The organism is Methanoregula sp. (assembly GCA_041645435.1).
Taxonomy (GTDB): domain Archaea; phylum Halobacteriota; class Methanomicrobia; order Methanomicrobiales; family Methanospirillaceae; genus Methanoregula.
Genome location: JBAZQB010000004.1, coordinates 244,041 through 266,326 on the forward strand (window position 1 = coordinate 244,041; position 22,286 = coordinate 266,326).

24 protein-coding genes are annotated in these 22,286 nt (G+C 51.4%); 14 read left to right on the forward strand and 10 right to left on the reverse strand.

The window, feature by feature from the left end:
* Positions 1 to 339: 339 nt before the first annotated feature.
* Entirely contained in the window at positions 340 to 969 is a 630-nt protein-coding gene (locus WC593_10105; GenBank protein MFA4825492.1) for an undecaprenyl diphosphate synthase family protein, read from the reverse strand.
* A 132-nt stretch (positions 970 to 1,101) separates the two neighbouring features.
* Between WC593_10105 and WC593_10110 the strand changes: the two genes are divergently transcribed.
* The 8 genes from WC593_10110 to WC593_10145 all read left to right on the forward strand — a co-directional run bounded on the left by WC593_10110 (position 1,102) and on the right by WC593_10145 (position 8,541).
* On the forward strand, positions 1,102 to 1,779 hold the full coding sequence (locus tag WC593_10110; protein MFA4825493.1) for a metal-dependent transcriptional regulator: 678 nt from the start codon (positions 1,102 to 1,104) through the stop codon (positions 1,777 to 1,779).
* Entirely contained in the window at positions 1,776 to 3,626 is a 1,851-nt protein-coding gene (gene feoB / locus WC593_10115) for a ferrous iron transport protein B (protein ID MFA4825494.1), read from the forward strand. The genes WC593_10110 and feoB overlap by 4 nt, the downstream gene beginning before the upstream one ends.
* Positions 3,627 to 3,637: 11 nt before the next feature.
* Positions 3,638 to 4,345 carry a hypothetical protein gene (locus tag WC593_10120; GenBank protein ID MFA4825495.1) on the forward strand — a complete coding sequence of 236 codons (708 nt, stop codon included), beginning with the start codon at positions 3,638 to 3,640 and terminating at the stop codon, positions 4,343 to 4,345.
* Positions 4,342 to 5,505: a GTP-binding protein gene (locus WC593_10125; protein MFA4825496.1), complete on the forward strand. Its 1,164-nt coding sequence runs from the start codon at positions 4,342 to 4,344 to the stop codon at positions 5,503 to 5,505. The genes WC593_10120 and WC593_10125 overlap by 4 nt, the downstream gene beginning before the upstream one ends.
* A gap of 49 nt (positions 5,506 to 5,554) precedes the next feature.
* A complete protein-coding gene (dph5, locus tag WC593_10130; GenBank protein ID MFA4825497.1) occupies positions 5,555 to 6,304 on the forward strand; it encodes a diphthine synthase in 750 nt (249 codons plus the stop codon).
* The gene (locus WC593_10135; GenBank protein ID MFA4825498.1) at positions 6,301 to 6,879 is read left to right on the forward strand and encodes a DUF357 domain-containing protein; all 579 of its coding nucleotides are present in this window, start codon (positions 6,301 to 6,303) and stop codon (positions 6,877 to 6,879) included. Before dph5 ends, WC593_10135 begins: the two co-directional genes overlap by 4 nt.
* A gap of 130 nt (positions 6,880 to 7,009) precedes the next feature.
* Positions 7,010 to 8,029 carry a flippase-like domain-containing protein gene (locus WC593_10140; protein MFA4825499.1) on the forward strand — a complete coding sequence of 340 codons (1,020 nt, stop codon included), beginning with the start codon at positions 7,010 to 7,012 and terminating at the stop codon, positions 8,027 to 8,029.
* A gap of 59 nt (positions 8,030 to 8,088) precedes the next feature.
* On the forward strand, positions 8,089 to 8,541 hold the full coding sequence (locus WC593_10145) for a bifunctional nuclease family protein (GenBank protein ID MFA4825500.1): 453 nt from the start codon (positions 8,089 to 8,091) through the stop codon (positions 8,539 to 8,541).
* Between the two features lie 4 nt (positions 8,542 to 8,545).
* Here the strand turns inward: WC593_10145 and hisE are convergent, their stop codons facing one another.
* The 3 genes from hisE to WC593_10160 all read right to left on the reverse strand — a co-directional run bounded on the left by hisE (position 8,546) and on the right by WC593_10160 (position 10,244).
* Positions 8,546 to 8,848 carry a phosphoribosyl-ATP diphosphatase gene (gene hisE, locus WC593_10150; protein ID MFA4825501.1) on the reverse strand — a complete coding sequence of 101 codons (303 nt, stop codon included), beginning with the start codon at positions 8,846 to 8,848 and terminating at the stop codon, positions 8,546 to 8,548.
* Positions 8,845 to 9,288 (reverse strand): NusA-like transcription termination signal-binding factor, encoded by a 444-nt coding sequence (locus WC593_10155; GenBank protein ID MFA4825502.1) that lies wholly within the window; start codon positions 9,286 to 9,288, stop codon positions 8,845 to 8,847. Before WC593_10155 ends, hisE begins: the two co-directional genes overlap by 4 nt.
* Positions 9,289 to 9,506: 218 nt before the next feature.
* Entirely contained in the window at positions 9,507 to 10,244 is a 738-nt protein-coding gene (locus WC593_10160; protein MFA4825503.1) for an SIMPL domain-containing protein, read from the reverse strand.
* Positions 10,245 to 10,437: 193 nt separating this feature from the next.
* On the opposite strand from WC593_10160, the gene WC593_10165 reads away from it, so the two are divergent.
* The 3 genes from WC593_10165 (at position 10,438) to WC593_10175 (ending at position 13,353) form a co-directional block, all read left to right on the forward strand.
* The gene (locus WC593_10165; GenBank protein ID MFA4825504.1) at positions 10,438 to 11,688 is read left to right on the forward strand and encodes a 3-isopropylmalate dehydratase large subunit; all 1,251 of its coding nucleotides are present in this window, start codon (positions 10,438 to 10,440) and stop codon (positions 11,686 to 11,688) included.
* 70 nt (positions 11,689 to 11,758) lie between these two features.
* Entirely contained in the window at positions 11,759 to 12,247 is a 489-nt protein-coding gene (locus WC593_10170; GenBank protein MFA4825505.1) for a 3-isopropylmalate dehydratase small subunit, read from the forward strand.
* Positions 12,235 to 13,353: an isocitrate/isopropylmalate family dehydrogenase gene (locus WC593_10175; protein ID MFA4825506.1), complete on the forward strand. Its 1,119-nt coding sequence runs from the start codon at positions 12,235 to 12,237 to the stop codon at positions 13,351 to 13,353. Before WC593_10170 ends, WC593_10175 begins: the two co-directional genes overlap by 13 nt.
* A 9-nt stretch (positions 13,354 to 13,362) precedes the next feature.
* Here the strand turns inward: WC593_10175 and WC593_10180 are convergent, their stop codons facing one another.
* Positions 13,363 to 13,923, reverse strand: a complete 561-nt coding sequence (locus WC593_10180; protein ID MFA4825507.1) for a DUF998 domain-containing protein — start codon at positions 13,921 to 13,923, stop codon at positions 13,363 to 13,365.
* Between the two features lie 278 nt (positions 13,924 to 14,201).
* Between WC593_10180 and WC593_10185 the strand changes: the two genes are divergently transcribed.
* From WC593_10185 to WC593_10195, 3 genes are all read left to right on the forward strand, one after another.
* Positions 14,202 to 15,641 (forward strand): PEGA domain-containing protein, encoded by a 1,440-nt coding sequence (locus WC593_10185; protein ID MFA4825508.1) that lies wholly within the window; start codon positions 14,202 to 14,204, stop codon positions 15,639 to 15,641.
* 91 nt (positions 15,642 to 15,732) lie between these two features.
* On the forward strand, positions 15,733 to 15,933 hold the full coding sequence (locus tag WC593_10190) for a hypothetical protein (protein MFA4825509.1): 201 nt from the start codon (positions 15,733 to 15,735) through the stop codon (positions 15,931 to 15,933).
* 302 nt (positions 15,934 to 16,235) lie between these two features.
* Positions 16,236 to 17,378 (forward strand): amidohydrolase family protein, encoded by a 1,143-nt coding sequence (locus WC593_10195; protein MFA4825510.1) that lies wholly within the window; start codon positions 16,236 to 16,238, stop codon positions 17,376 to 17,378.
* A 189-nt stretch (positions 17,379 to 17,567) separates the two neighbouring features.
* Here the strand turns inward: WC593_10195 and WC593_10200 are convergent, their stop codons facing one another.
* From WC593_10200 to cfbC, 5 genes are all read right to left on the reverse strand, one after another.
* Complete coding sequence (locus WC593_10200) at positions 17,568 to 18,509, reverse strand: PAS domain-containing protein (GenBank protein ID MFA4825511.1); 942 nt, start codon at positions 18,507 to 18,509, stop codon at positions 17,568 to 17,570.
* Between the two features lie 180 nt (positions 18,510 to 18,689).
* Positions 18,690 to 19,100 (reverse strand): hypothetical protein, encoded by a 411-nt coding sequence (locus WC593_10205; protein MFA4825512.1) that lies wholly within the window; start codon positions 19,098 to 19,100, stop codon positions 18,690 to 18,692.
* A 166-nt stretch (positions 19,101 to 19,266) separates the two neighbouring features.
* Entirely contained in the window at positions 19,267 to 20,397 is a 1,131-nt protein-coding gene (locus WC593_10210; protein MFA4825513.1) for a nitrogenase component 1, read from the reverse strand.
* Positions 20,390 to 21,433, reverse strand: a complete 1,044-nt coding sequence (locus WC593_10215; GenBank protein ID MFA4825514.1) for a nitrogenase component 1 — start codon at positions 21,431 to 21,433, stop codon at positions 20,390 to 20,392. Before WC593_10215 ends, WC593_10210 begins: the two co-directional genes overlap by 8 nt.
* Complete coding sequence (gene cfbC / locus WC593_10220; GenBank protein ID MFA4825515.1) at positions 21,399 to 22,211, reverse strand: Ni-sirohydrochlorin a,c-diamide reductive cyclase ATP-dependent reductase subunit; 813 nt, start codon at positions 22,209 to 22,211, stop codon at positions 21,399 to 21,401. Before cfbC ends, WC593_10215 begins: the two co-directional genes overlap by 35 nt.
* Positions 22,212 to 22,286 lie beyond the last annotated feature (75 nt).

The following is a 22,286-nucleotide window of genomic DNA, read 5'->3' on the forward strand; positions in this document are numbered from 1 at the left end:
TTGCGGAGGTTTTAGTGATTAAAAGTTGTTCTCTGGAGAAAACCCATTTTTATGTAATATGTTGCCCCCCCTCTTGCGCCACCAGTCCCCCGTTGGGGGACGGGCGCAGTGTGATAGCCAAGGTTACAGGTAATACGTCGTCATCGCAACGAAGGGGTGCCCTAGTGGTGGGAGTGATGTCCCCGAGAGCGTCAGAGTTTTTATAAATGATTTCTCCAGAGCCAAAAGTTGAAACCTTCTTGCCCCGTCGTCTCTCGGAGAGGGCCTGATATGGGGAGACGTCACAAACGATTTTTTTGGTTATGTATCTTACCCGGATAAAACAACAACGAACCGGCTTCACTTCCCAAAACGACGCATCCGCGACTGGTAATCCCGCAGGATACGCAGGAAGTCCACTTTCCGGAAATATTTCCAGTTCACATCGGAAAAGAAGAGCTCGGAGTAAACCGATTGCCAGATGAGGAAATCGGTGAGATGATCCCCGCCGCTCTTGATCACCACATCGGGTGTATATTTGAATGTCAGGTAGGATTCAAGGAGTTTCTCGTCCACATCTTCCGGCGGGATGTGAGCCTCAGCCATCCTTCTGATACAGGCGGTGATCTCTTCCCTGCCGCTCTTCCCTATTGCCACTACCACATCCATACCCTCCCCGATAACTTCTTCATTGTCACCTACGTGGAGGATAAGCCGGGCGATGGTACCGATCTTCCTGATCTCCGATAAACATTTTTTCATATCCTCCGGAGACGGAGTTGCAATATGGAACGTAAGGCCACGAATCCCCGGTTGAACGGATGCATTGTGTTTTACCACAAACGCAGAGATCTCGTTACACCATGCAGTAGCCCGGTAGAGTTTATCCGGGGTATCTGCCATATCCTGCCTGCTGATCATGAAGCACACATGCTCCGGCAGGATGGTAATCTGCCGTTTGAGCATGTATTCATAAAGCCAGTATATCATGTCCTGCCTATAATTGTAGGTCAAAGGTAAAGAGACTTGAGGATTGCGGTTTGGCAGACTTGAGGTGTACCAGAGCTTCCTTTACCCAAATCAATAAAGTCGGATGGCACAGACATATGAGAAGAGATTATCATGCAGCCCTCCCTGCGGGAAGATTACCTGGAAGCAGTCCAGCTCTTCTCGGAAAAAAATACCCGCTTTCCCCTTACTGAAGAGCTTGCCACAGCACTTTCAAAGCCGGTGTCTGTTGTGAGTTCTGACATGGCAGAGCTGGTATCCCATGGCGATGTGATCGTGGCTGCTGACGGAGTTATCTCCCTGACCGGACAGGGAAAACAGACCGGGACCTGTGTCATGAAAAAACATGAGACCCTCCAGTGTTTTTTATCCGAAATTCTCGGCATGGACTCATCCCTGGCATCCGATGAAGCATGCACGCTCGAACATACGGTGTCGGATGAGACGATCGACCGGCTGGGAAAGCTGATCATAATCCATGATCATCCCCGGCATCATGGAAAAGGGAAAAATATAAAACCGGCGGGAGACGGGATATGCAATGTTGAGACGGATGGATTCTGCCAGTCTCCCAGCATCTCTGAATTCTCTGAGGGTGAAGAAGTCATCATCCAGTGTATCCATGGCAGGGCATGTGCCCAGCGCCTTCTCGATCTCGGTCTTGTGCCCGGAGAGCGTGCCATAATCCGGAGAAAGTTATCCAACGGCGCCGTCGTCATGCAGGTAAAAGGGTGCGATGTCGCGGTGAGCCCGGAGATTGCCTCGGCAATCGGTGTGGAGCGCTCACCATGAAAATTGCCCTCCTGGGAAATCCCGGAGTGGGAAAATCCCTCATCTTCAACCAGCTCACCGGTCTAGGCGTTGAAGTGAACCGGTACCCGGGCTCATCGGTGGCGCTGGAATGCGGCAATGTCTGCTACAAGCAGGAGAAGACCGAGATTGTAGACCTGCCGGGTATCTACTCCCTTGATGGCAACTCGGAAGAAGAGACGCTGGTGCGCACGTTCTTAACCAGTGGCGGGGCGGATGTGATTGTCGCCGTTCTCGATGCCACAAAACTTGAGAGAAACCTCTACCTTTTTGTGCAGGCCGCGGAGTTCTCCCCGAAGATGATCGCAGTCGTCAACATGACCGATGCCGCAGAACGGCAGGGTATGCACATCGATGCCGGTATCCTTTCTTCACATCTCGGAGTTCCGGTAATCCTTACTGCGGCATCGGAAGGAAAGAATATTGACCGGATTCTTCCGGTGGCACTGGGACAGGCAACCACCGCACAGGTTCACGTACCGTACGACCATCATATTGAAGCTGCCTTAAAAAGCCTGGAAAAGACGATCGGGACTCCCATGCCCACAAACCTGCTTGCCCTGCAGGGTTCCGGGAATGATCCGGTGCTGCTCGATGCTGCGGGGGCAATCGCACAGGAGATCGGGATGCGCCACCGGATGTCCGTTGGGCAAATCATAGCAACCAACCGGCATAACTTTGCCCGGGACATTGCGACAGCCGCAGTCCACACAAGTGCGCAGAAGAAACCGTATGATCTCGACAGCTTGCTCACCCGGACAATTCCCGGCATCCCCATCCTCTGTACCATTCTCTTCCTGCTGCTCCTCTCCGTTTTTTTGATCGGCTCATGGATGGAGGGGATCATCGTTGCGGCATTCACAACCTCAATCATTACCCCGTTTACTGCACTCGCATTGCCACCCCTGTGGAACCAGATCGGATTTTCCCTCCTGGTTGCTCTTCAGGCAGGTTTTGGGATCGCATTTCCCTTTGTCTTTACCTTCTATATCGGACTCTCCCTTCTCGAGGATACCGGGTATATGACCCGGGCTGCTTTCCTTGCAGACCGGGCCATGCACCGGATCGGGCTTCACGGGGAGGCAATTATTCCCATGGTGATCGGTTTCGGGTGCACGGTGCCTGCGATCATGAGCCTGCGCCTGCTCAAGACCCGCAGGGAACAGACGATCGCAGCGTTCCTTGTCACCATGATCCCCTGCTCCGCCCGGACCGTGGTTATTGCCGGGATCGTTGCGGCTTTTGTGGGCATCATCTGGGCATTCTCCATCTACCTGATCGTCTTTGTCCTCCTCATTCTCACCGCCGTCGTGCTCAGCCGGATCACCCCCGGAGAGCAGTTCGGCATGATCGTCGAGATGTCAACGCTCAGGAGACCGCAGGCTCACCTCGTGCTGGCAAAATCCTGGATCCGGATCAAAGAGTTCCTCTTCATTGCCATGCCGGTCCTGATCGTCACCAGCATCCTTCTTGGTCTCTTCCAGTATCTCGGGCTGACCGAATTGTTCGAGCAGATGGTTGCTCCTGTTACCGTCACCCTGCTCGGATTGCCCGGCTACGCATCTACGGCACTCCTGTTCGGTGTGTTCAGGAAGGAACTGGCCTTCGAAACGCTTGCCGTGCTTGCCGGTACGGCAGATCTCGGTTCGGTGATGACCAGTGTCCAGCTGTACACGTTTGCGATCGTGAGCGTGCTCTTTGTTCCCTGTGTATCTACCATTGCGGTCCTGTACCGGCAATTGGGAGCCAGAATTGCCATAATTACTTCAATTTACACGGTTTTTCTCGGCCTTTTTATAGGAGTTATTATAAACCTTCTCATGAAATGATCAAATCATAAATGTACTCTTATAAGACAGGCATCGAGCAGATCGATAAGTTGTCCGGCGGATTTGAAGCTGGGGCCAATATTCTCATCCTTGCACCCCCAATGAGCTACGCCGATCAGCTTGCTTATGCCCTGACAAAACCCGCTGTCGGTGAATATGCCATAACCCTCTCCACCAACGAACGGGCAGCCGAAGTGGTGGATTTTTTTAAGGTCGCAGGATCGGACAAGCGGTTTATCGGGGTTATAGATGCCATCACCAAGAGTTCAACCCCAAGCATAGTCGATACCCCAAGACTCATGTTTGTCTCAAGCCCTACCGATCTCACAGGAATAGGGATTAAATTTTCCAATATGATCGAGACCATTTTTGAAGGCGATTTCTCCGATGGTGAGGCAGGTCTCTTCCCGCCCCCGATCCGGTTCTGCGTGAATTCCATCTCCACCCTGCTCATGTACCGCAAGCTTGAGGTGTTGTACCAGTTCCTCCATGTCCTCACCGCCAAAATAAAAAAGATCGACGGTGTGGGCATCTATATCTTAAACAGCGAGTCATTCGATGACAAGACGCTGTCCTTAATCAAGCAGCTGATGAACTGCGTTATTGAGATCAAGATCGAGCAGAACATCAGCTACCTGCGTATCATGGGAATACGGGGAATCAACCCGGACTGGCAGAAGTTTTCCGTCAATAAAGGGCAGGTGACCATACTCCTATGATACCTACGGGAATTAATGGTCTTGATGACATGCTGGGCGATGGTATACCAGAAGGCAGCAAAATGGTGTACAGCATGGAGGCCGGCGTCAACGGACAGCTCTTCATGCTATCAACGCTGGCCAGTGCTCTTGCAAAAAAACTCTCATGCCTGGTTATCCTTCCCTATACAACTGTTGATTCGTTCCGGCGTGATGCAATGGCCACGCGGTCAGGATCAATCGATCTCTGCTCAAAAAATCTTACCTATATCGATGCGATTGACCGGGAGAGGATCCAGAAGAGTACCCGGTCAGCAGATACGGCACAAAAAGAGTGGAGAGCGAAGGTCGCAAAGATCTGCCGGGATAAGCAGGTAGATGTCATATTTGTCTATATTGATCTTCTCTGTGAGGACTTTGGGATCGAGCAGGCACTCGATATTTTTGAGGAGGAAAACGACGAACCGAAGCGGACCTTGATCGTTGAATATCTCAACCTTGAGGGAGAAACGCAACTCGACCGGTTCATCCATGACTTCGCTTTTGATGTCGTGATTTCCATAAAGTCTTCATTCCCCCCCATGGCGTCGTTCGATTATTTTACGCTTGTTCATACCTCCTGGTCACCCCTGCCTGCGCGTTCCGTTCCCTTTATCATTACAGAAGGCCGCATTGCCCCATATATCCCGCGGATCGTGGTTACAGGACCCGCAAAAGCCGGGAAATCCACCTTTATCACTACGGCATCCCATGACGGGTTATCAGTAGACCGGTTTGGACTGGATAATGATTCGACAACCGTAGCAATGGATTTTGGATTACTCGACTGGAAGGGCTTTTATATCACGCTCTACGGGACACCCGGACAACCACGGTTCGATCTGATGATTCCGGGGATGTTCAAACATGCGATGGGAGTTATCCTGATCGTGGACGCAACCAAACCCGAGTCCCTTCCCCGGGCAAAACAGATGATCGGTCTGATAACAGAGCGTAATATGCCGATGATTATCGCGGCAAATAAAAAAGATCTCCCCTCCCGGCTGAGCGAGGCAGAGATCCGCACCGCACTGGAGATACGAAAGGATATCCGGGTCGTCTTTCTCTCAGCAAAAAAGAAAGCGGAAGTTAAGCGTATGCTTCGATCCTTTGTAGATTTCATTACGCAATTTCCGTACTGAGGTGTGAATAAATGCTGCTGTTGCGGAATTCCGGTCGTAAGGTGTACCCATGCTGACGTTTGTCGGGCTGGGCCTCTATGATAAGACCGATATATCGGAAAAAGGACTTGCCTGCATCCGGCATGCCGACCATATTTATCTTGAATGCTACACCTCCCGGCTCATGGGCACAACGATAGAAGAACTAGGGGACTATTACGAAAAACCCGTTCACCCCCTCTACCGGGAAGACGTGGAACAGCACCCGGAATCGATGCTCGATAAGGCAGAAAACAGCCACGTCGTATTTCTCTGTGCGGGAGACCCGATGGTCTCTACTACCCACGCGGATCTCCGTATGCGTGCTGCAGAACGGGGGATCCGGACCGCAATCGTGCATGCGGCATCCATTGCAAGCGCAGTCTGCGGGGTGTCCGGGCTCCAGAACTACCGGTTCGGCAAGTCCTGCTCGGTGCCCTTCCCCCAGAAGAACTGGTCGCCGACTACACCGATCGACGTAATCGCACAGAACCTCTCCCTGCGGTTGCATACCCTTGTCTATCTTGATATCCAGAACGAGCGGTATATGACCGTGCCGGAAGCAGTTGTCCTCCTGGAAGAGATGGCCGTTAAAAAAGGGTGCCAGATCCCGTTATACGTCGGCATTGCCCGGGCGGGTTCTGATGAGCCGGTCATTATTGCCGGTCCGGCAGAGAAGGTCCATGCCGGTGATTTCGGTCCCCCGCTCCACATCCTCATTGTCCCGGCTGAACTGCATGAGATGGAGCGCCAATACCTGGAGATGTTTGCCGGCCTATGAAGATCACAGAATGCCGGGATGCACTCGCTGCTGCTCTTTCCCACACCCGGAGTACAGCATGCCAGCACACGCCCCTTGAGCGCGACGCCCTTTCCATCGTAGAAATGGCGCAGGCTTACGAGAAAGACGGATCTACATTTTACAGAGCAGGAGATCTTGCCAATGCGCTTGCAGCATTCTGGTATGGGGCCGGCTGGCTGCACTTCGGCATTTCATCCGGTCTCCTGATCTGTGACCGTCAGAATCCCTTCTGCCCGTTTACCGGACCACGGGAGAAACTGCCCCTGGTGCTTGCAGAAAAACTGGAGGAGAAGACCCATCGCTACGAACGGCTGCTGAACACTGCCCGGTTATCGGTGGAATGTGCAGGTGAGCCGGCAACGATCAGCTATGATTTTGCCGGGAAAGTTCTGTTCATTGTCCTGCTGTACGCTGAACAGGGTGCCCGGTACCGTCAGGCAGGAGCATATGAAGATGCACTTGCCTGCTTCAGTTACGGGCATGGGTGGCTGGATGCGGGAGTTACATGCGGATACTTCCGTATCCTGGCAAACCGGGATATTTTCACGGTATAAGGGGGCGAACCTGCCCTTGGGGATCGCGTTAACCTTTCCCTATTTAAGATCAAGCGTTTATACTATGCATCATAACCTGTCTAGATAACAACCAGTAACTCCAATCATCGCCGGTTGTTGAGGGGTTTTTATGGAGAAGTCGCAGGTCAAATGGCTTTATATTTCGGTGGGATTCTCGCTAGCCATCCTGCTCATCATCCTGTACTTCACCATCAATGAAAATACCCTCACGTATCTCCAGCAGGTCAATCCCTGGTTCTTACTCCTTGCTTTTATGACGCATCTCTTAACGATGTGTTTCTGGGCATTGCGAGTCCAGAAGATGACCGGGTCCCTGGGATACCGGATAGGGTTTTTTTACAGCCTGAATCTCGTTTTTGCAAACCTGCTCGCTGCTTCAGTCACCCCGGCACAGGCAGGTGGAGAACCGGTCCGGATTCACGAGCTCTATAAAGCAAATGTCCCTCTTGGCGATGCGACAGCGATCGTCATCATGGAACGGGTGCTCGATGGGATCGTCCTTGCCATGCTTGCCGCGTTTGCCATGATCGTCCTGACCGATCAATGGAAGAGCCTCGGCGCAGTTTCCGAGATCATGGTTTTTATCACCTGGATCTTTGTCATCGGCTGTCTCTTCCTGTTTTACCTTGCCATCAGAAGACCCGATGTCGTAAAAAAGGTGGTCAGCCGGTGTGCCGGTTTCTTTACAAAAACCTGGGAGAGTAAACGGGTAGAAGAACTGCTTGTCCGTGCCGATAAGGAGATCGATAATTTTCAGGCTGCGGTGATCAAGTTCGTCAGGAGCGCCAAAGGCGGGCTTGCCTGGGGCATGCTCTTTACCCTGCTCTACTGGGTATCCGAGATTGTGACAGCCTCCCTGATCCTTATGGGGCTCGGCCAGCCGCCCCTGTTTTTGGAATCCTTTGTTATCCAGCTTATCCTGTGCATCCTGATGATGATGCCCTTAACTCCGGGAAGTTCCGGTATCGCGGAGGTGGGGGCAACCTCCATGTATGCCCTGTTCATCCCGGCATCGATTGTGGGTATCTTTGTCGTGATATGGCGGATCGTGATGTACTACTTCAATATCGCCCTGGGCATCATATCCAGTCTTATTATTGTCCGCCGTGAAGCTCACCGGCGCGAGTGAGCAGAACCCCGGGTCACCTTAACTCTTATCATAGATCACGGCAATCTCTCTGCACGGACATGACGCAGGTGAAATGCGAGGTCAAAGGTGTCTTTGTCGCGATGAGCAATGCCGCTACCGTTCCTCTCGTCGTACTATCAGATGGCAATGATCGGATCTTACCGATTTTCATCGGGATCTGGGAGGCGGTCTCCATCAACAGCGCACAGATAAAAGAAGTGCTGCCACGACCGTTTACCCATGATCTCTTCATCGATCTCTGTGACAAATTCGCAATCACGCTGCGGTACCTGCAGATCGACAGTATCGATGATGGCGTGTATTATGCCCAGCTGGTATTGAGTGCAGGACAGCAGGATGAATACCTTGACTGCCGCCCGAGCGATGGTATTGCGCTTGCACTTCGGGGCGATATCCCCATCTTTGTAGAAGAGTGTGTGCTCGAATCCGCAGGGCAGAAATCCGAAGAACTTCCGGATATGGTGGATCTTTCCACGTTTATGCAGAAATAAAAAGTTATTTGCGCCGGTGTTCGAGCTCTTTCATCACTTCGTTCAGGTCGATTCCTGCTGCCCGGAGTGCAACGAGAATATGGAACAGGAGATCTGCCGTCTCTTCCACCGTGCGTTCGTTCACGCCGTTCTTGATTGCAAGGATGAACTCGGTGGACTCCTCACCCACTTTCTCTAAAACCTTGTCGATGCCTTTGGGATCGGTCAGCAGGCTGGTGGTGTAGGATCCCGGTTTGGGATTGTCTGCCCGCTCGCAGATCACCGCCCATATCTCTGCTATGACCCGGGGATCTACCGTGCGGCTCATGTCGTCTCCGGGGTGAGAAGCACTTCACCGACTTCAATCCCAAAAAACCTGCGGCAGAGGGTGCGCGCCTTCTCAATATTGCAGCCGGCCTTCCCGATCGCAATTCCAAGGTCACTTCGCTGCCTGACAAAGACATTGACCGGGCCGTTCTCCGGCCCGTGTTCGATCCCCACCACTTCAGCGGGTTTGAAGATATTTGCAATGAATGCCTCAACGGTATCGGCATACTCGACCATCTCGATCCGTTTGCCGAGCACGTTCTGCAGGCGTTTTATATTGTCCCCCTTTTTACCTATTGCAAGGCCCATGTCCCCCGGGCGGATGACATAGATGACCCGGTCGAACCGGTCATCAATCACGCAGTCGTTTGCCGTGGATTTCGTTAATATTCTCAACTCTTCGATGTACCGTCGCTCTTTAAAGCCAATATTGCGTTCCATGGTAAAATCAATCCTATTGTATCTTCAGATTTTGGGATATTCGAAATTTTTTGCCGTGCAGGTATTTTCCGGATCCCCCGGATGATGCGTGTGTTGCCTTAAGTTATCATCACACGCTGCTTATGTAAAAAAGTTTTGAAGAGTTCTTCAAAAAAAAATGAGATTGCCGGTCTTTTGAGGCTGTACAAAAACCCTGACAGGGATCTTCATACAAAGGATTAGCGGATCAGGTAAGTGATGGATACCTGTGCGCTGACCGTGATATCCCCTGGCTGGATCGGGGTGGGTACTGCCGATTTCATCATTGCATTACCTGCATCGTACTGGTAATTTTCATAACGGACGGGAAAATACCCTCCACTGATGTCGGCCCTCTGCACACCGGTAATATTAGTGCCCATTGCTGCTGCAACCGTATCCGCATCTGCCCGTGCCCGTGCAACTGCCTCTTTCAAGGCCTCGGTGCGGAGAACCTGTGACTGTTCATCCGAAAGGAGAAACTGGATGGAGCTTGCCTGGTTGATGCCGTTTGCAACTGCAACATCAATGACTTCGCCGGTCCTGCTTACATCATGGAGGGTGACGGTCAGGGTATTGGTGACCCGGTAGGTGCGGACCTTCTGGTCGAACAGGGACTTGGCAGTATCTTCGTACACCGGGTAAATGTTATATCCGGTGGTCTTGAGTGCGTCCCGGGGAATGCCTGTGGCAACGAGCGCGTCAATTACTTTTGCCATCCTTATGGCATTGTCCTGTTGCGCAACCTTCACATCGGGATTTTCCGTTTCAACTGAGAACGTAACCTGCGCACGATCAGGAGTGCCGATTACATTACCGGTACCGGATGCCTGGATCACGTTATCATTACTCGAGTCGGTAACAGCAGCAGCAATCCCGACACATGTTATCGCCAAAATGACGAGGGTGAGTATTAAGAGCGACTTTCTTTCGGTCATAATTTATCGCATGATCTTAACCGGAAAGAAGGTTAATGATTACTTTGACTGCGAAAAAAACCGCAGTAATGGCTCAAAAGATTCGCGGGCGGAGAGATCCCAAAAATGGTCAGTCCCCACCAGCCTTTTACTTTGAGCGGCAGTCTCCCCCAAACTACAATATAATTGACAGCAAATAGTACCCCGATTCAGCATGGGAGCAACTATCGTAGAGAAAATTTTTTCTCGAAAATGTGGCAGCGATATACGAGCCGGTGAAGTGGTCATGGCCCCGATTGACGGGGCGATGATTCACGATATTACCGGACCGCTTGCTATCCAGAAGTTCTACGAGATGGGTGGATCCAAAGTTTTTGACCCGGAACACGTCATTATGCTCTTTGACCACCAGATTCCCGCAGATTCCATTCCCGCGGCAGAGAACCATGTTTACATGCGAAAATTTGCCGCAGAGCAGGGTATTTTCAACTATGACATCAATGAGGGTGTCTGTCACCAGGTAGTGCTCGAGAAAGGCAGAGCAGCGCCGGGTGAGATCGTGGTCGGGGCTGATTCGCATACCTGCATGTATGGAGCAGCCGGAGCATTTGCTACCGGTATCGGTTCAACCGATATGGGTTTTGTCCTGAAATACGGAGCCCTGTACTTCAAGGTACCCGAGACCATTCGTGCCGAAGTATCGGGGAAGTTTCCCAAGCGGGTCGGGGCAAAAGACCTGATCCTTTCCATTGCCGCAGATATCGGGGCAGACGGGGCAACCTACCAGGCAATTGAGTTTGCCGGAAAAACCATTTCGAAACTTGATATGCCGGGCCGGATGACGCTGTGCAACATGGCTATTGAGATGGGCGGAAAAGCCGGCATTGTCGAGCCGGACAAAATCACCTGGGAATACATGAAGGGGCGGCGCAAGATGAAGTCGTTCAAGCTTGAGAGCGATGAGGATGCAAAATACGCAAGCAAACGTATCTACAATGTTTCGGACATGGAACCGCAGGTTGCCGTCCCCCACAATGTGGATACCGGGGTGCCGGTGAGCAAGGTTGCCGGAACGCACGTAGATCAGGTTTTTATCGGTTCCTGCACGAACGGGCGGTTTGAGGATCTGGAGGAAGCAGCAGAAGTGCTGGGCAAGAAAAAGTTCAACCGGAACATCAGAGTAATCATCATCCCGGCATCCCGGGACGAATACTTAAAGACCTTAAAGGCCGGGCTTATCGGGAAGTTCGTAAAGGCCGGAGCACTCGTAGAAGCTCCGTGCTGCGGCCCCTGCATGGGCGGGGCATTCGGGCTCTTAGCACCCGGCGAAGTATCGCTGTCAACCTCGAACCGGAACTTTAAGGGCCGGCAGGGAAGCACCGAGGGCAAGGTATACCTCTGTTCCCCGGCAACCGCTGCGGCAAGTGCGATCACGGGTGTTATCACCGACCCAAGGGAGGTGTGATCACATGACCGTAAAAAAATCCGTACCGGCAAAAAAAGTCGTCATAAACCCGCCGCCGTCAGCAAAAAACATGCGTGTCTGGAAATTCGGCGACGATATCGATACCGATGCTATCATACCGGGCCGGTTCCTGACCATCTATGATCCTAAGGAACTCGCAAAACACGCCTTTGAAGGCACCCGGGACGAGTATGCAAAGAAAGTAAAAGCGGGAGATATCGTCGTCGGAGGTCGTAACTTCGGCTGCGGCTCTTCCCGCGAACACGCCCCGCTCGCCCTCATTGGCGGAGGGGTAAAAGTGGTAGTAGCCCAGTCGTTTGCCCGGATATTCTTCAGGAATTCCGTGAATGTCGGGGTGCTTCCCGTAGTCTGCAAGGATGCAGACAAGATCGCCGACGGGGCAAAGATCACCCTGGATATCAAGAAGGGATTCATCGAAGCAGACGGTAAGCAGTTTAAAACCGAGCCGGTGCCGGAGTTCATGCAGGGGATTATCGATGCCGGCGGGCTAGTGGAATACGCGAAGAATCTCAGGGAGGTACCGGTATGTACAAGATAGCCGCAATCGGCGGAGATGGGATCGGCCCGGAGATCGTGGCCGAGGGAAAGAAGGTATTAGAAGCAGCAGGAGAGCGGTTCAACTTCGATATCCAGTGGGCGGATTTCGATATCGGGGCGGACCGGTACATCAATTCAGGAAAACTTGTCACTGAAGATGAACTGAAGGAACTCTCGAAGTTCAAGGCGATCTATTTCGGTGCAATCGGCGATGAGCGGGTCAAACCGGGTATCCTTGAAAAAGGCATTCTGCTGGCGCTGCGCTTCCACTTCGACATGTACGTCAACCTCCGCCCCATCAAACTCTTAAACGGTGTCGAGACCCCGCTGGCCGGCAAGACTCCTGCGGATATTGATTTTGTCGTGGTCCGGGAGAACACCGAAGATTTCTACGTAGGGATCGGTTCCCGGTTCAAGAAACACGAGAAGAAGGAGCTTAACGTAATCCGCGATATGTACAGCGTGAAATTCGGTCTCGACGTGGAGAGCGATGCAGAGGAGATCGCTTATCAGATTGGGGTCATCACCCGCGAGGGTTCACGCCGGGTCCAGACCTATGCCTTTGACCTTGCCATGCGGCGGGAGAAGAAACTCACTTCCGTGGACAAGGCAAACGTGCTCTCAGATGTGTACGGCCTCTGGCGGGATGTGTTTACCGAGACGGCAAAGAAGTATCCCGATGTCAAGACGGATTTCAACTTTGTCGATGCTGTCACCATGTGGTTTGTCAAGAACCCCGAGTGGTTCGATGTCGTCGTCACGCCCAACATGTTTGGCGATATCATCACCGATCTCGGTGCGATGATCCAGGGTGGCCTGGGCTTAGCCCCCGGCGGCAACATCAACCCGAAGGGCACCTCGATGTTCGAGCCGATCCACGGTTCGGCCCCCAAGTACAAGGGCATGAGTGTTGCAAACCCGATCGCCACCATCTGGGCAGGATCGTTGCTGCTCGATCATATTGGCGAGCACAAGGCAGCAGCAGCAGTTGTCTCTGCTATCGAGAAGAGCATCAAAGACGGTGTGGTGACCAAGGATATGGGCGGCTCGGCACGGACGACCAAAGCCGGGTCGTATATTGCCGAGTGTGTGAAGAAAGGGAAATAAATCTTTTTTTTATCCGGATTCCGGTGCCATAAGAAACGCCCCGGTACCGATTGCCCAGATAATGAGCGGGTAAGCGATCATCCGTTCCATGCCCCCGGCGCCAAGACCGAGGTAGCACTTCGCGCCGAGCAGCACCGTGGCAACGAGGGTGATAATACCGAGGGCCGGTGAGATCCATGACCATGGCGTGGTAAATATCCGGTATGCAGATATCGCACACAACCCGCCGCAGATAAAGACCGTGATCGCACTGATCACATGCGGGATGACTACGGTTTCAGGAAAGATCCCAACACCCGCGGCCCCGACGCCGGTCAGGGCCAGCAGGACAAGAAACCCGCGGTTGATTCTTCCTGTATGGAGCAGATATGCCGCTGCAATGAGCAGGAGACCGAAACCGAAGATTGCGGAGTTGAAGATCGGTGCAGTAGATCCAACCCCGAGATCGCTGATCATCTGCGTTACCTTGTAACCGGGATAGAGCGCTTCGGAAACAATGATCCCCATCAGGAACCACGCAGTCCCGATGAATATGAGTACGCCCGCCCGGGTTCTGCTTGTGTACGTCATGGAAGATACGCCCTGATTGTGTGAGATCGATTTTTTTTAAGGATAAGGGTTGTGAATACGGGGTCTGAGCGGTATCCCCCCACCGTTTACAAATGGAAATGGGGAGAGGAGGATCGGGAAATAAAAATGAAGGAAGATCCATCTGTGAAAATATCTTTACACCGTTTTCATGCTGATATGGGCCGGGGTTAGATAAACCGGAACAGGGGATCCTTTCCGAGAACCGTAATACAACAGGGATACTTATTTTCATGCCAAAATATAAAAGATCAGAAAGAATGCTGAAATCGTGTCCCCGGTGTGGGTCATCAGTACAGGATAAGATGCAGTTCTGCACTAACTGCGGAGCTGCATTAAATACTAATGGCACGCCGGAAATCATGCCCGTAAAACCTGAGCCGGACCCGGTAAAAAAAGCCGGCCTGCAAAGACAGTACCTGCTTATTGCAGCAGTATTCATAATTTTCCTTGTTGGAGGGGTGGGGTATCTCTTCACCCAAAACTCCCTTTTTGTCCAGTCCGATCCCGTGGGGGCGGGAGTGTACCTGGATTCAGAATTCCGGGGAATAACCCCGTGTGTAATGCACAACCTGCTCCCGGGAGAGTATCATCTGGAACTCCGTCGCGAGGGATATCCCCCGTGGAAAAAGAATATTAGTGTCACCGTGGGCCAGGCAGGAACCATCAGTGCTGACTTATCTGATAATCTCATCCCGGAGGTAACGGTTGCGTGCTTTTCGGCAGAGATGATACAAAATACTACGGGACCGGCGACCTGTATATACAAAAAAGGAGAAGCGGTTTTACTCTCCGGTACAGCAGTAAGGCCCCATCCAAACGATAATCCCAATGTAACGATCTCTGTCTATTCGGAGGGAACCGCAGCACCGATTAAAACTCAATTTGCTGGTATCCGCCCGGATAACACCTATAATCATACCGTAAACAGCACCATGTTACCGAGCGGAAATTACCATCTGGTTGCATCACTTCCCTCGGGTCAGAACTCAACAGTTGCATTTATCATCGAAAGCCAGGAAGACACCAATATCCGTATTTTACAACAGATTGTAGAAGATTACCACAAAATCCACACCTATACCCTTGAGGATTACTTCGTCTGCGCAGATATGGCGCAGGATGTCTGGAATATCGTTGACACACAAGGTATGCGGGCATTACTGGTTGCGGGAAATATCCAGAACCCGGATGCAGACTGGAAAGATTATAATCATGTATGGGTTATCGTAGAAGCAGCCCCGAAGCAATGGGTTGCTTTAGAGACAACGGGTGGTTTTCTCGTTTATAAAAAAGACAATCCCGGTTACTATCGCGGCATCTTCTTTGAGAACCCCAAAGACTTAAAAACTAATATGGATTTGAGACGTGATGCTAACAACGAGATTGACCGGTTTGCAACGATTGTCAGCCAGTACAATACGAAAGTAAGCGCATACAATACTGAACTGGACTATTACCGTTCCCTCACCGATTCCTATAATCAAAAATATGCTGGTCAGAACCTGACCTATGCAGAATATCAGGAGTCATTGGGTGCAAAAAACACTCTTGATTCCGAAGAACTGAAATTAGTTCAGTTAAAAGCCGAACTTGAACAACTCACTGTCACCTACAATAATGAAAAACAGATCATGGACCGAATTACCGCCCAGATGAACGCGCTTTCGGCAAAAGGCGCGAATCTCATGACCTCCTGATGTATTGTCCTCCCCATTTTTTTTAAAAACGATTTATGAAACCCTTTTTAACCCTTCATCCCCCCATTCCTGTTCAGCAGGTGTCAGGCACATGGTCAGGGCTCTCACGATAGAAGGATGCATCATCGGGCTTTTTGTAATCGCAAACGGGATCTACGTCGTCGCGTTCCCACCTCTTAACGATGAACCGCAGGGATATGCCATCATCGCTATTGGGATCTTTATCATCCTTGCCACACTCCACCTCAACCGGATTAAGGGTGATGATGGCGCGTGCCTTCCTCCGCGATGAGGGGTGAGGGAAAAGGGGTCTGCTTTATGGTGTAACGGGGAGATCTAGTTAAAAAAACAGGTTCAGGTAATCTACACCATTGACTGTTCCAATAACCTTGTGGTTATTGAAGCAGTCCGGCATAAGGATGAATATTAAATCCCGGGTTCTGTTGCAACACTCCCGACATCGCAAGAAGGTGTTCTGTTGCACTTTGGATCTTCTGGTCAATAATGGATGACATGTGAATTTGTGTATCAGACAATTCCAGGACAGCTGTTTTATTGCGTAATAATAATAGTATTCCTGTTTAGGATATCCGGATGAAAAAACATTTTATCTTTCTTGTATTGGTTTTGATTATTTCCCTCTATTCAACGGGATGTATGGCCCCTCAAAACAGTGGTTCGGTTATGCAGAATCCTCAGATCCCCTCAGTCCCTCCAAATGATTCTCAGATTATAACCAATACAAGCGGATCGGGTGTTCCACTAACTCAGATTACAGCCCTGCCTGTGAATCTGACCGATAAAAACGAACAGATAAAAACATTTGCGGAAAGTATACGGAAAATCAAAAAAACAGGTATCCACAACATTCCCATTATAGATGTAGAGTTCCACTGGGACAAGGACATGGATATTGGAAAGATTATCGATAATATGGACAGGAACGGTGTTGCATTAACCTGGCTCGGTCCCAATGAACAACAGGGGAGTGAAGAATCCTTAAGGCTTAACAAATTATATCCCGACAAATTTGTTCCAACCACCGTTCATGGCGACGGTCCACTGTGGCATGGCAGCGACATGAACTTTCTTGATAAACTGAATAGAGAAGTACGTTCAGGTGATTATTTTGCCATGGGTGAGTTTGAGGCACGTCATTACCCCTCAAGTACGAATAACCGGGATGTGCATATGCCCCTGGACTCAAATACTTTCGAGCTCGTTTTCAAAGCCTCAAATGATACCGGTGTTCCCTTCTTAATCCATCATGAAGCGGAAGATGCAATGCTTCCTGAGCTGGAGAAGACGCTCACAAAATATCCAAAGGCCAAAGTCGTCTGGTGCCATTTTGGCCGGAACAGGAATCCCGTTACCTGGAGCAAATTCACGACACCGGATGCTGCAAGGGAGCTTTTGATTAAATATCCGAACCTGTATTTTGATATCGTGCAATCACAACCCGGCTCAAAATACCAGACAGGGTATGTGGATGCAATCATGTATGATACTACACAATCCCCGTCCACCCTTAAACCCGAATGGAAAAAAGTAATCGAGGAGTTCCCCGACCGCTTTGTTCTGGGATCTGATATCAACGGCGGGCGGTTTGGAAGTTATGACCAGGTCCTGAATACATTCCGCCAAATCATTCTTCCTGCAATGCCAAACGACGTTGCTGAGAAAATTGCTTATAAAAACGCATGGAATCTGATGACCGGGGAGGATTGGAAGGATTAATTTTTTCATTATAAGGTGGTTGCATGACCGCGACAAAAAAAATCCCATGGTTGTATGGATGAATTTTTATTGACCTCCGGCAATTCACAGGCAATCCTCAATTTTTCAATAAAATGGACGGTCACTCTCCAAATCCCCTCTCCGCACCCAAGGAGGGAGGGGACCCCCGTCTGCATCACCCCATTTGACCTATTTCGGATTACGGGGATGTCCAGTAAAATCATCCTCCTCTTCCACATCCGGTTTTCGTGAGAAGAGGGACTGGAAAAAGCTACGCTGTTTTTTCGGGCGGGATACCGGAGACACAGAATGATCGTTGAGGCGTTTTTTTGATACCGCGAGATCCGGGATCAGGATCTCGGCCTCAGCCAACCCCTCTTCAACCAGCGCTTTTTCGGTAACATCGGTTACGCATCCCGCTATCGAAACCGTCTTTCCGTTCTTTACCAGCGGGATCTCGTTGACTTCGAGCTGGATTATGTGACCGTCAAGCGAGCTCATCTCCAACCGGTAGATAGGTTCGCGCCGGCCGGATGCGATCGCCTTTAAGGTCCGTTCAAGCCCGGAGGCATTCATCGGATTCTCGGTGAGATAATCCGTCCAGGTGCGTTTTCCTTCCTTTGGATGACACCCGAGAAGAGCACGCAAACGTGGGCTGACAAACATCATCGTATGATCAGGAGTATGGGTGTAATACATCTGCTTCCCGCTCTCGATAGCGAGCATCAGTTCCTCATCCTTCTTTTTCAGCGCTTTCTGTTCGCTCTTGATCCGCGTGATGTCATGGCCGGTAGCTACAATCGATTCAACCGTATTGGCACCTTTCAGTACCGACTTTGCCGACCAGCTGAAGCACCGCATTCCCTTTGGGGTCTGGATCCACTGCTCTACCATGCAGGCAAATGGCGGGCGGAAGAGCCTGGTCATCCGGGTGGCAATGACATCGGAATACCGCTCATCAGTAACCGGCATGAACACGCTGCCGGTAAGTGCCTCTTTTGGTTTTCCCACGGCTTCACAGTAAGCGGTGTTCACAAAGAGAAGACGGCCTTCCGGGTTGAACTTAACTACCAGGTCCTGCTGGCACTCTACCAGATCCCGGTATATCGTATCCGAAATATCCATGCTCATGATCCTAGCTCCCTGTGCCAATTCACGTCAGAACAACCGGATAAAAAGGAGTGTTCTTCTTCACACAGATCATCTGTCGCAGAACTATTAATGTTGTACGATTTCGCTGGAAAAAAGAGGTTCGATCTCGGACTTCCAGCAATTACGATACGGAAATCCTGTTCCGTTGTGGAATCCACCCTATACAACGGCACCGATCTGCTGCTGTCCATAAACGCCCCGGCGGGCGCTGATGGCGGGTTGTGCGGGTATCTTTACAATAGTTGCCAAGCGATCTTTTCCGTATATTACCCCACGGAGGGTGTTTAGCGAGACCGTGAAGCTGCCGGCCTCAAATAACTCGATGTTCAACGCTTTTCCTGAAACCGAGACCTGAGCAAGTCCCTTTACCGCTCCAAGGTAATACTGCCATTCGTGGGTGAGTTCCTCCAGCTGCACAAAAACATGACCGGAGACTGCCTTGGAGAGATCAGACCTCCGTATAGCATACCGTCTCCCAAGGATATGGAGTTCGATCACTGCATGCACATTTCCTTCACTGTCATATGCACTGTACCCGGTCCGCTGGAGATATCCTGCTTTTTCCATCATACCCGACCACCTTTCTGTCGTAGTATGGCGTTGCAATGCCGGCTATATAACCCGTCACCGTGCGCAGGGTGAAAGTGAATAATTCCTGTAATCCGGGAGAGAGAGTCTGCCAAACCCTGATAAAAAAGCAATCCGGAGCGAAAATTCGCATACCGGAAAAAGGCGATCAGGACCGGCCGCTTTTTTTGTCCATGCAGGTGTTGATGACCTGCTCCACGAGAGAAAGGGTCCCATTTATTCCCGCAATGGGGGTGGGGGCAAGCCGGACCGTTCCCCGCAGTGGCGGTGTGATGCCGGTAAAAGCCCGGGCATCGCAGACTGAACGCTCAAAAGAGGACCCCATTACCAGATCCGGATTATGCTGTCCGATCAGGGATCTCACTTCATCAAGCCCGGTAACCTGTCCTACCGGGTACTTCGATTCGCCCGGAACATTACGTGACCCGATACATCGTATCTCCGCATCCAGGTACCGTTCGAGGGTTCCTGCAGTATGCAGTGCATAAGAAAAACCGGCAAAAATTGCTACAGAGGGCGGATCGAACCGGAGCAGGTACTTGTCACATGCCCTGACCAGACGCTCCTCCTGTTGTTCAACCTCTGAAAAGACCCGGTCCACATCAGCGTCCTCGAACACTTCTCCTAATTTTCCAAATGTTGTCTCGATCGCCCGGAACCCGAGCGTCCCCCCACAATACTCACCAATGCCGCTTGCAAAATCGTCATTCGTGCCGATCGTATATGGAGATGCATGCTGCACTTTTTCAAGCCGGTCATGGGAAAATACCGTGCCAGCAGGTATTTTGGCCATACTCAGCAATCGCCCGACCTCCTGCACATTGCCCGCAGAGAAGGGATCGAACAGGCAGGCACCATCAATATTTACTCCATGGGCACTGGTATCAACACGAGGTGCCAGTATCGAGAGGGCATTTTTGTATCCTGCCTCCACATCACCGGAAAAACCCGGGCTGTCTACAAGAATAACATCGTGCTTTTCGAGCATGGACCGGATATCCTCCCCAAGGATTGCCGGAACACAGGTAGTGATCACTGCGATACGTTTGCCCTTTCCGGACAATCCCCCGATCACTTCATTGAGCCGGTCCTCGGAGCCAAAGATGATCTCGTGTTCGAGGATGAATGTCCCGTGCAGGGGAGCGTGGAGGAGCGTGGTTGGATAGTAGTAGCAGCCGCTCGATCCATGGATCACGACGGTCATCCCTTCGTATCCGGCAAGGCAGGCAGCCGCCCCGGTCATTGCACAGGGCCAGAGGGGATTGGTGCATTCAGGCATGAAGCTGGCGCCTCCAGCGGTGGAGCATCCGCCGCACACCGGTAGTTCCCACCGGGGTACCAGGACCGAGTGAAACGCCGTTCGTGCCCGGTTGTTTCAGGTGGATATGTAATGCCTCTGCCACTTCATAAAAAGATTTCACGCCATCCGGATCACTCATAGCCGGATCAAACGATGCAGCCATACCCTTGAGATCAGAAAAACCGGCAAGGGTATCTGTCTGTAACAGAAGTTCTTTTTCCACGGCCGGATGGCTGGTTATGCCAAAAATTTCAGCAACGGCTTCCAAAAACGAGAGCGTGCCGGAGAGTCCGACCGGAAATGTCGGGATAAAAGGAGTGCCAAATCGCTGCTCCAGGTAATCTCCCACCGACAGGAGCGCAGGTTCCCGCAGGATATTGAGCCGGGCAGCACCCAGCGTCCCGATATCCTCAAACGCGATATCATGCACGAACCGCAGGTTCACCGGAATACCGAGCATTCCTAAGAGCCGGGTTATTTCTGCATAGTTTTCTTCAACCTCGTATTCGAGATTTTTTTCACCAATGATATTCACCCAGTCATTCACGGGGCAGGGTGCAGCGGTACCGGCGATTGCACAGAGGGCATTAGCCACCCCGTTCTGGAACGTACCCCCAAGGAAACCGGCAGTTGGCACAATGATCACGGGTATGCCATACTCCCTGCTGCAGATTGCGGCTACATCATCACCTATGGTATCAATAATGCAGGTAGAGAGCACGAATATGGCATCGATGTCACGTTCTGCCACAGTATCAAGGGTGCGAAGCAGTGCCCCCTCCCCCCCAAACACAATATCACTCTCGCTTAAGGCAGTAGAAACCAGTGCCGGCAGGGTGACGATATCATTGTCAAGCCCGGTAGCGTGCAACAGGGAGAAGTTATGATGGGTGCACCCTTTTGGCCCATGGACAAGACTTGCGGTATTGCGGATATGGGTCGTCACCGAGAGGGCCCCGGTGAGGGTGCAGCCACCGAATCTAGATGTATGAATAGGCAAGGGATTCAAGCTCATCAATCTCTAACGGGGTTGGGATAGTAAAATGGGTATTCTCCATAACCCGTTTGCCTAGGGTGCGATAACATTCAGCCTGCGCAGATGCGGGTTCGTACTCGATGACTGTCTTCCGGTTGAGTTCGGCCAGCTGCACAACCCGGTCACGCGGGATAAACTGGATAAGCGAGCTGTTCACCCGCTTTGCAAACTCCGCAACCAGTTCCTCTTCATTCGGCTGGTTCTTGGCATTACAGATCACCCCGGCCAGCCGGCAGGTGCTTTTTGTTCTCGAAGAAAGGCGCTGGATCGCCTTGCAGATGTTGTTTGCTGCATAGAGTGACATCAGTTCGCCGGAGGTTACAAGGTAGACATCCTGTGCATACCCCTCGCGCATCGGCATGGCAAATCCTCCGCAGACAACATCGCCGAGCACATCATACACAATAACGTCGCCTTTTAAAGCCCCGAACTTCTCGAGCAGCTGAAACGTGGCAATGATTCCCCGCCCGGCACACCCGACACCGGGTTCCGGCCCTCCCGCCTCGACACAGCGGACACCATTGAACCCGGTAAACTCGACTTCCGATAACGTAATCGGCGCTTCGCCCCGGACCCGGACCAGATCCATGACCGTGGGGATAAACTGGCCGTGCATTAGCATCCGGGTACTGTCCCGCTTGGGATCGCATCCGATCTGCAGGATATCAAGCCCCATACCGGAGAGCGCAGCGGAGAGATTGGCCGAGGTGGTGGATTTGCCGATACCCCCCTTGCCATACAGGGCGATCTGTTTCATCACCATACTATGGAGTGGCAATTTATATTAGATCTCCTGATGTTAAGAAAAGTAAAGTTGTGTTACAGGGATCAT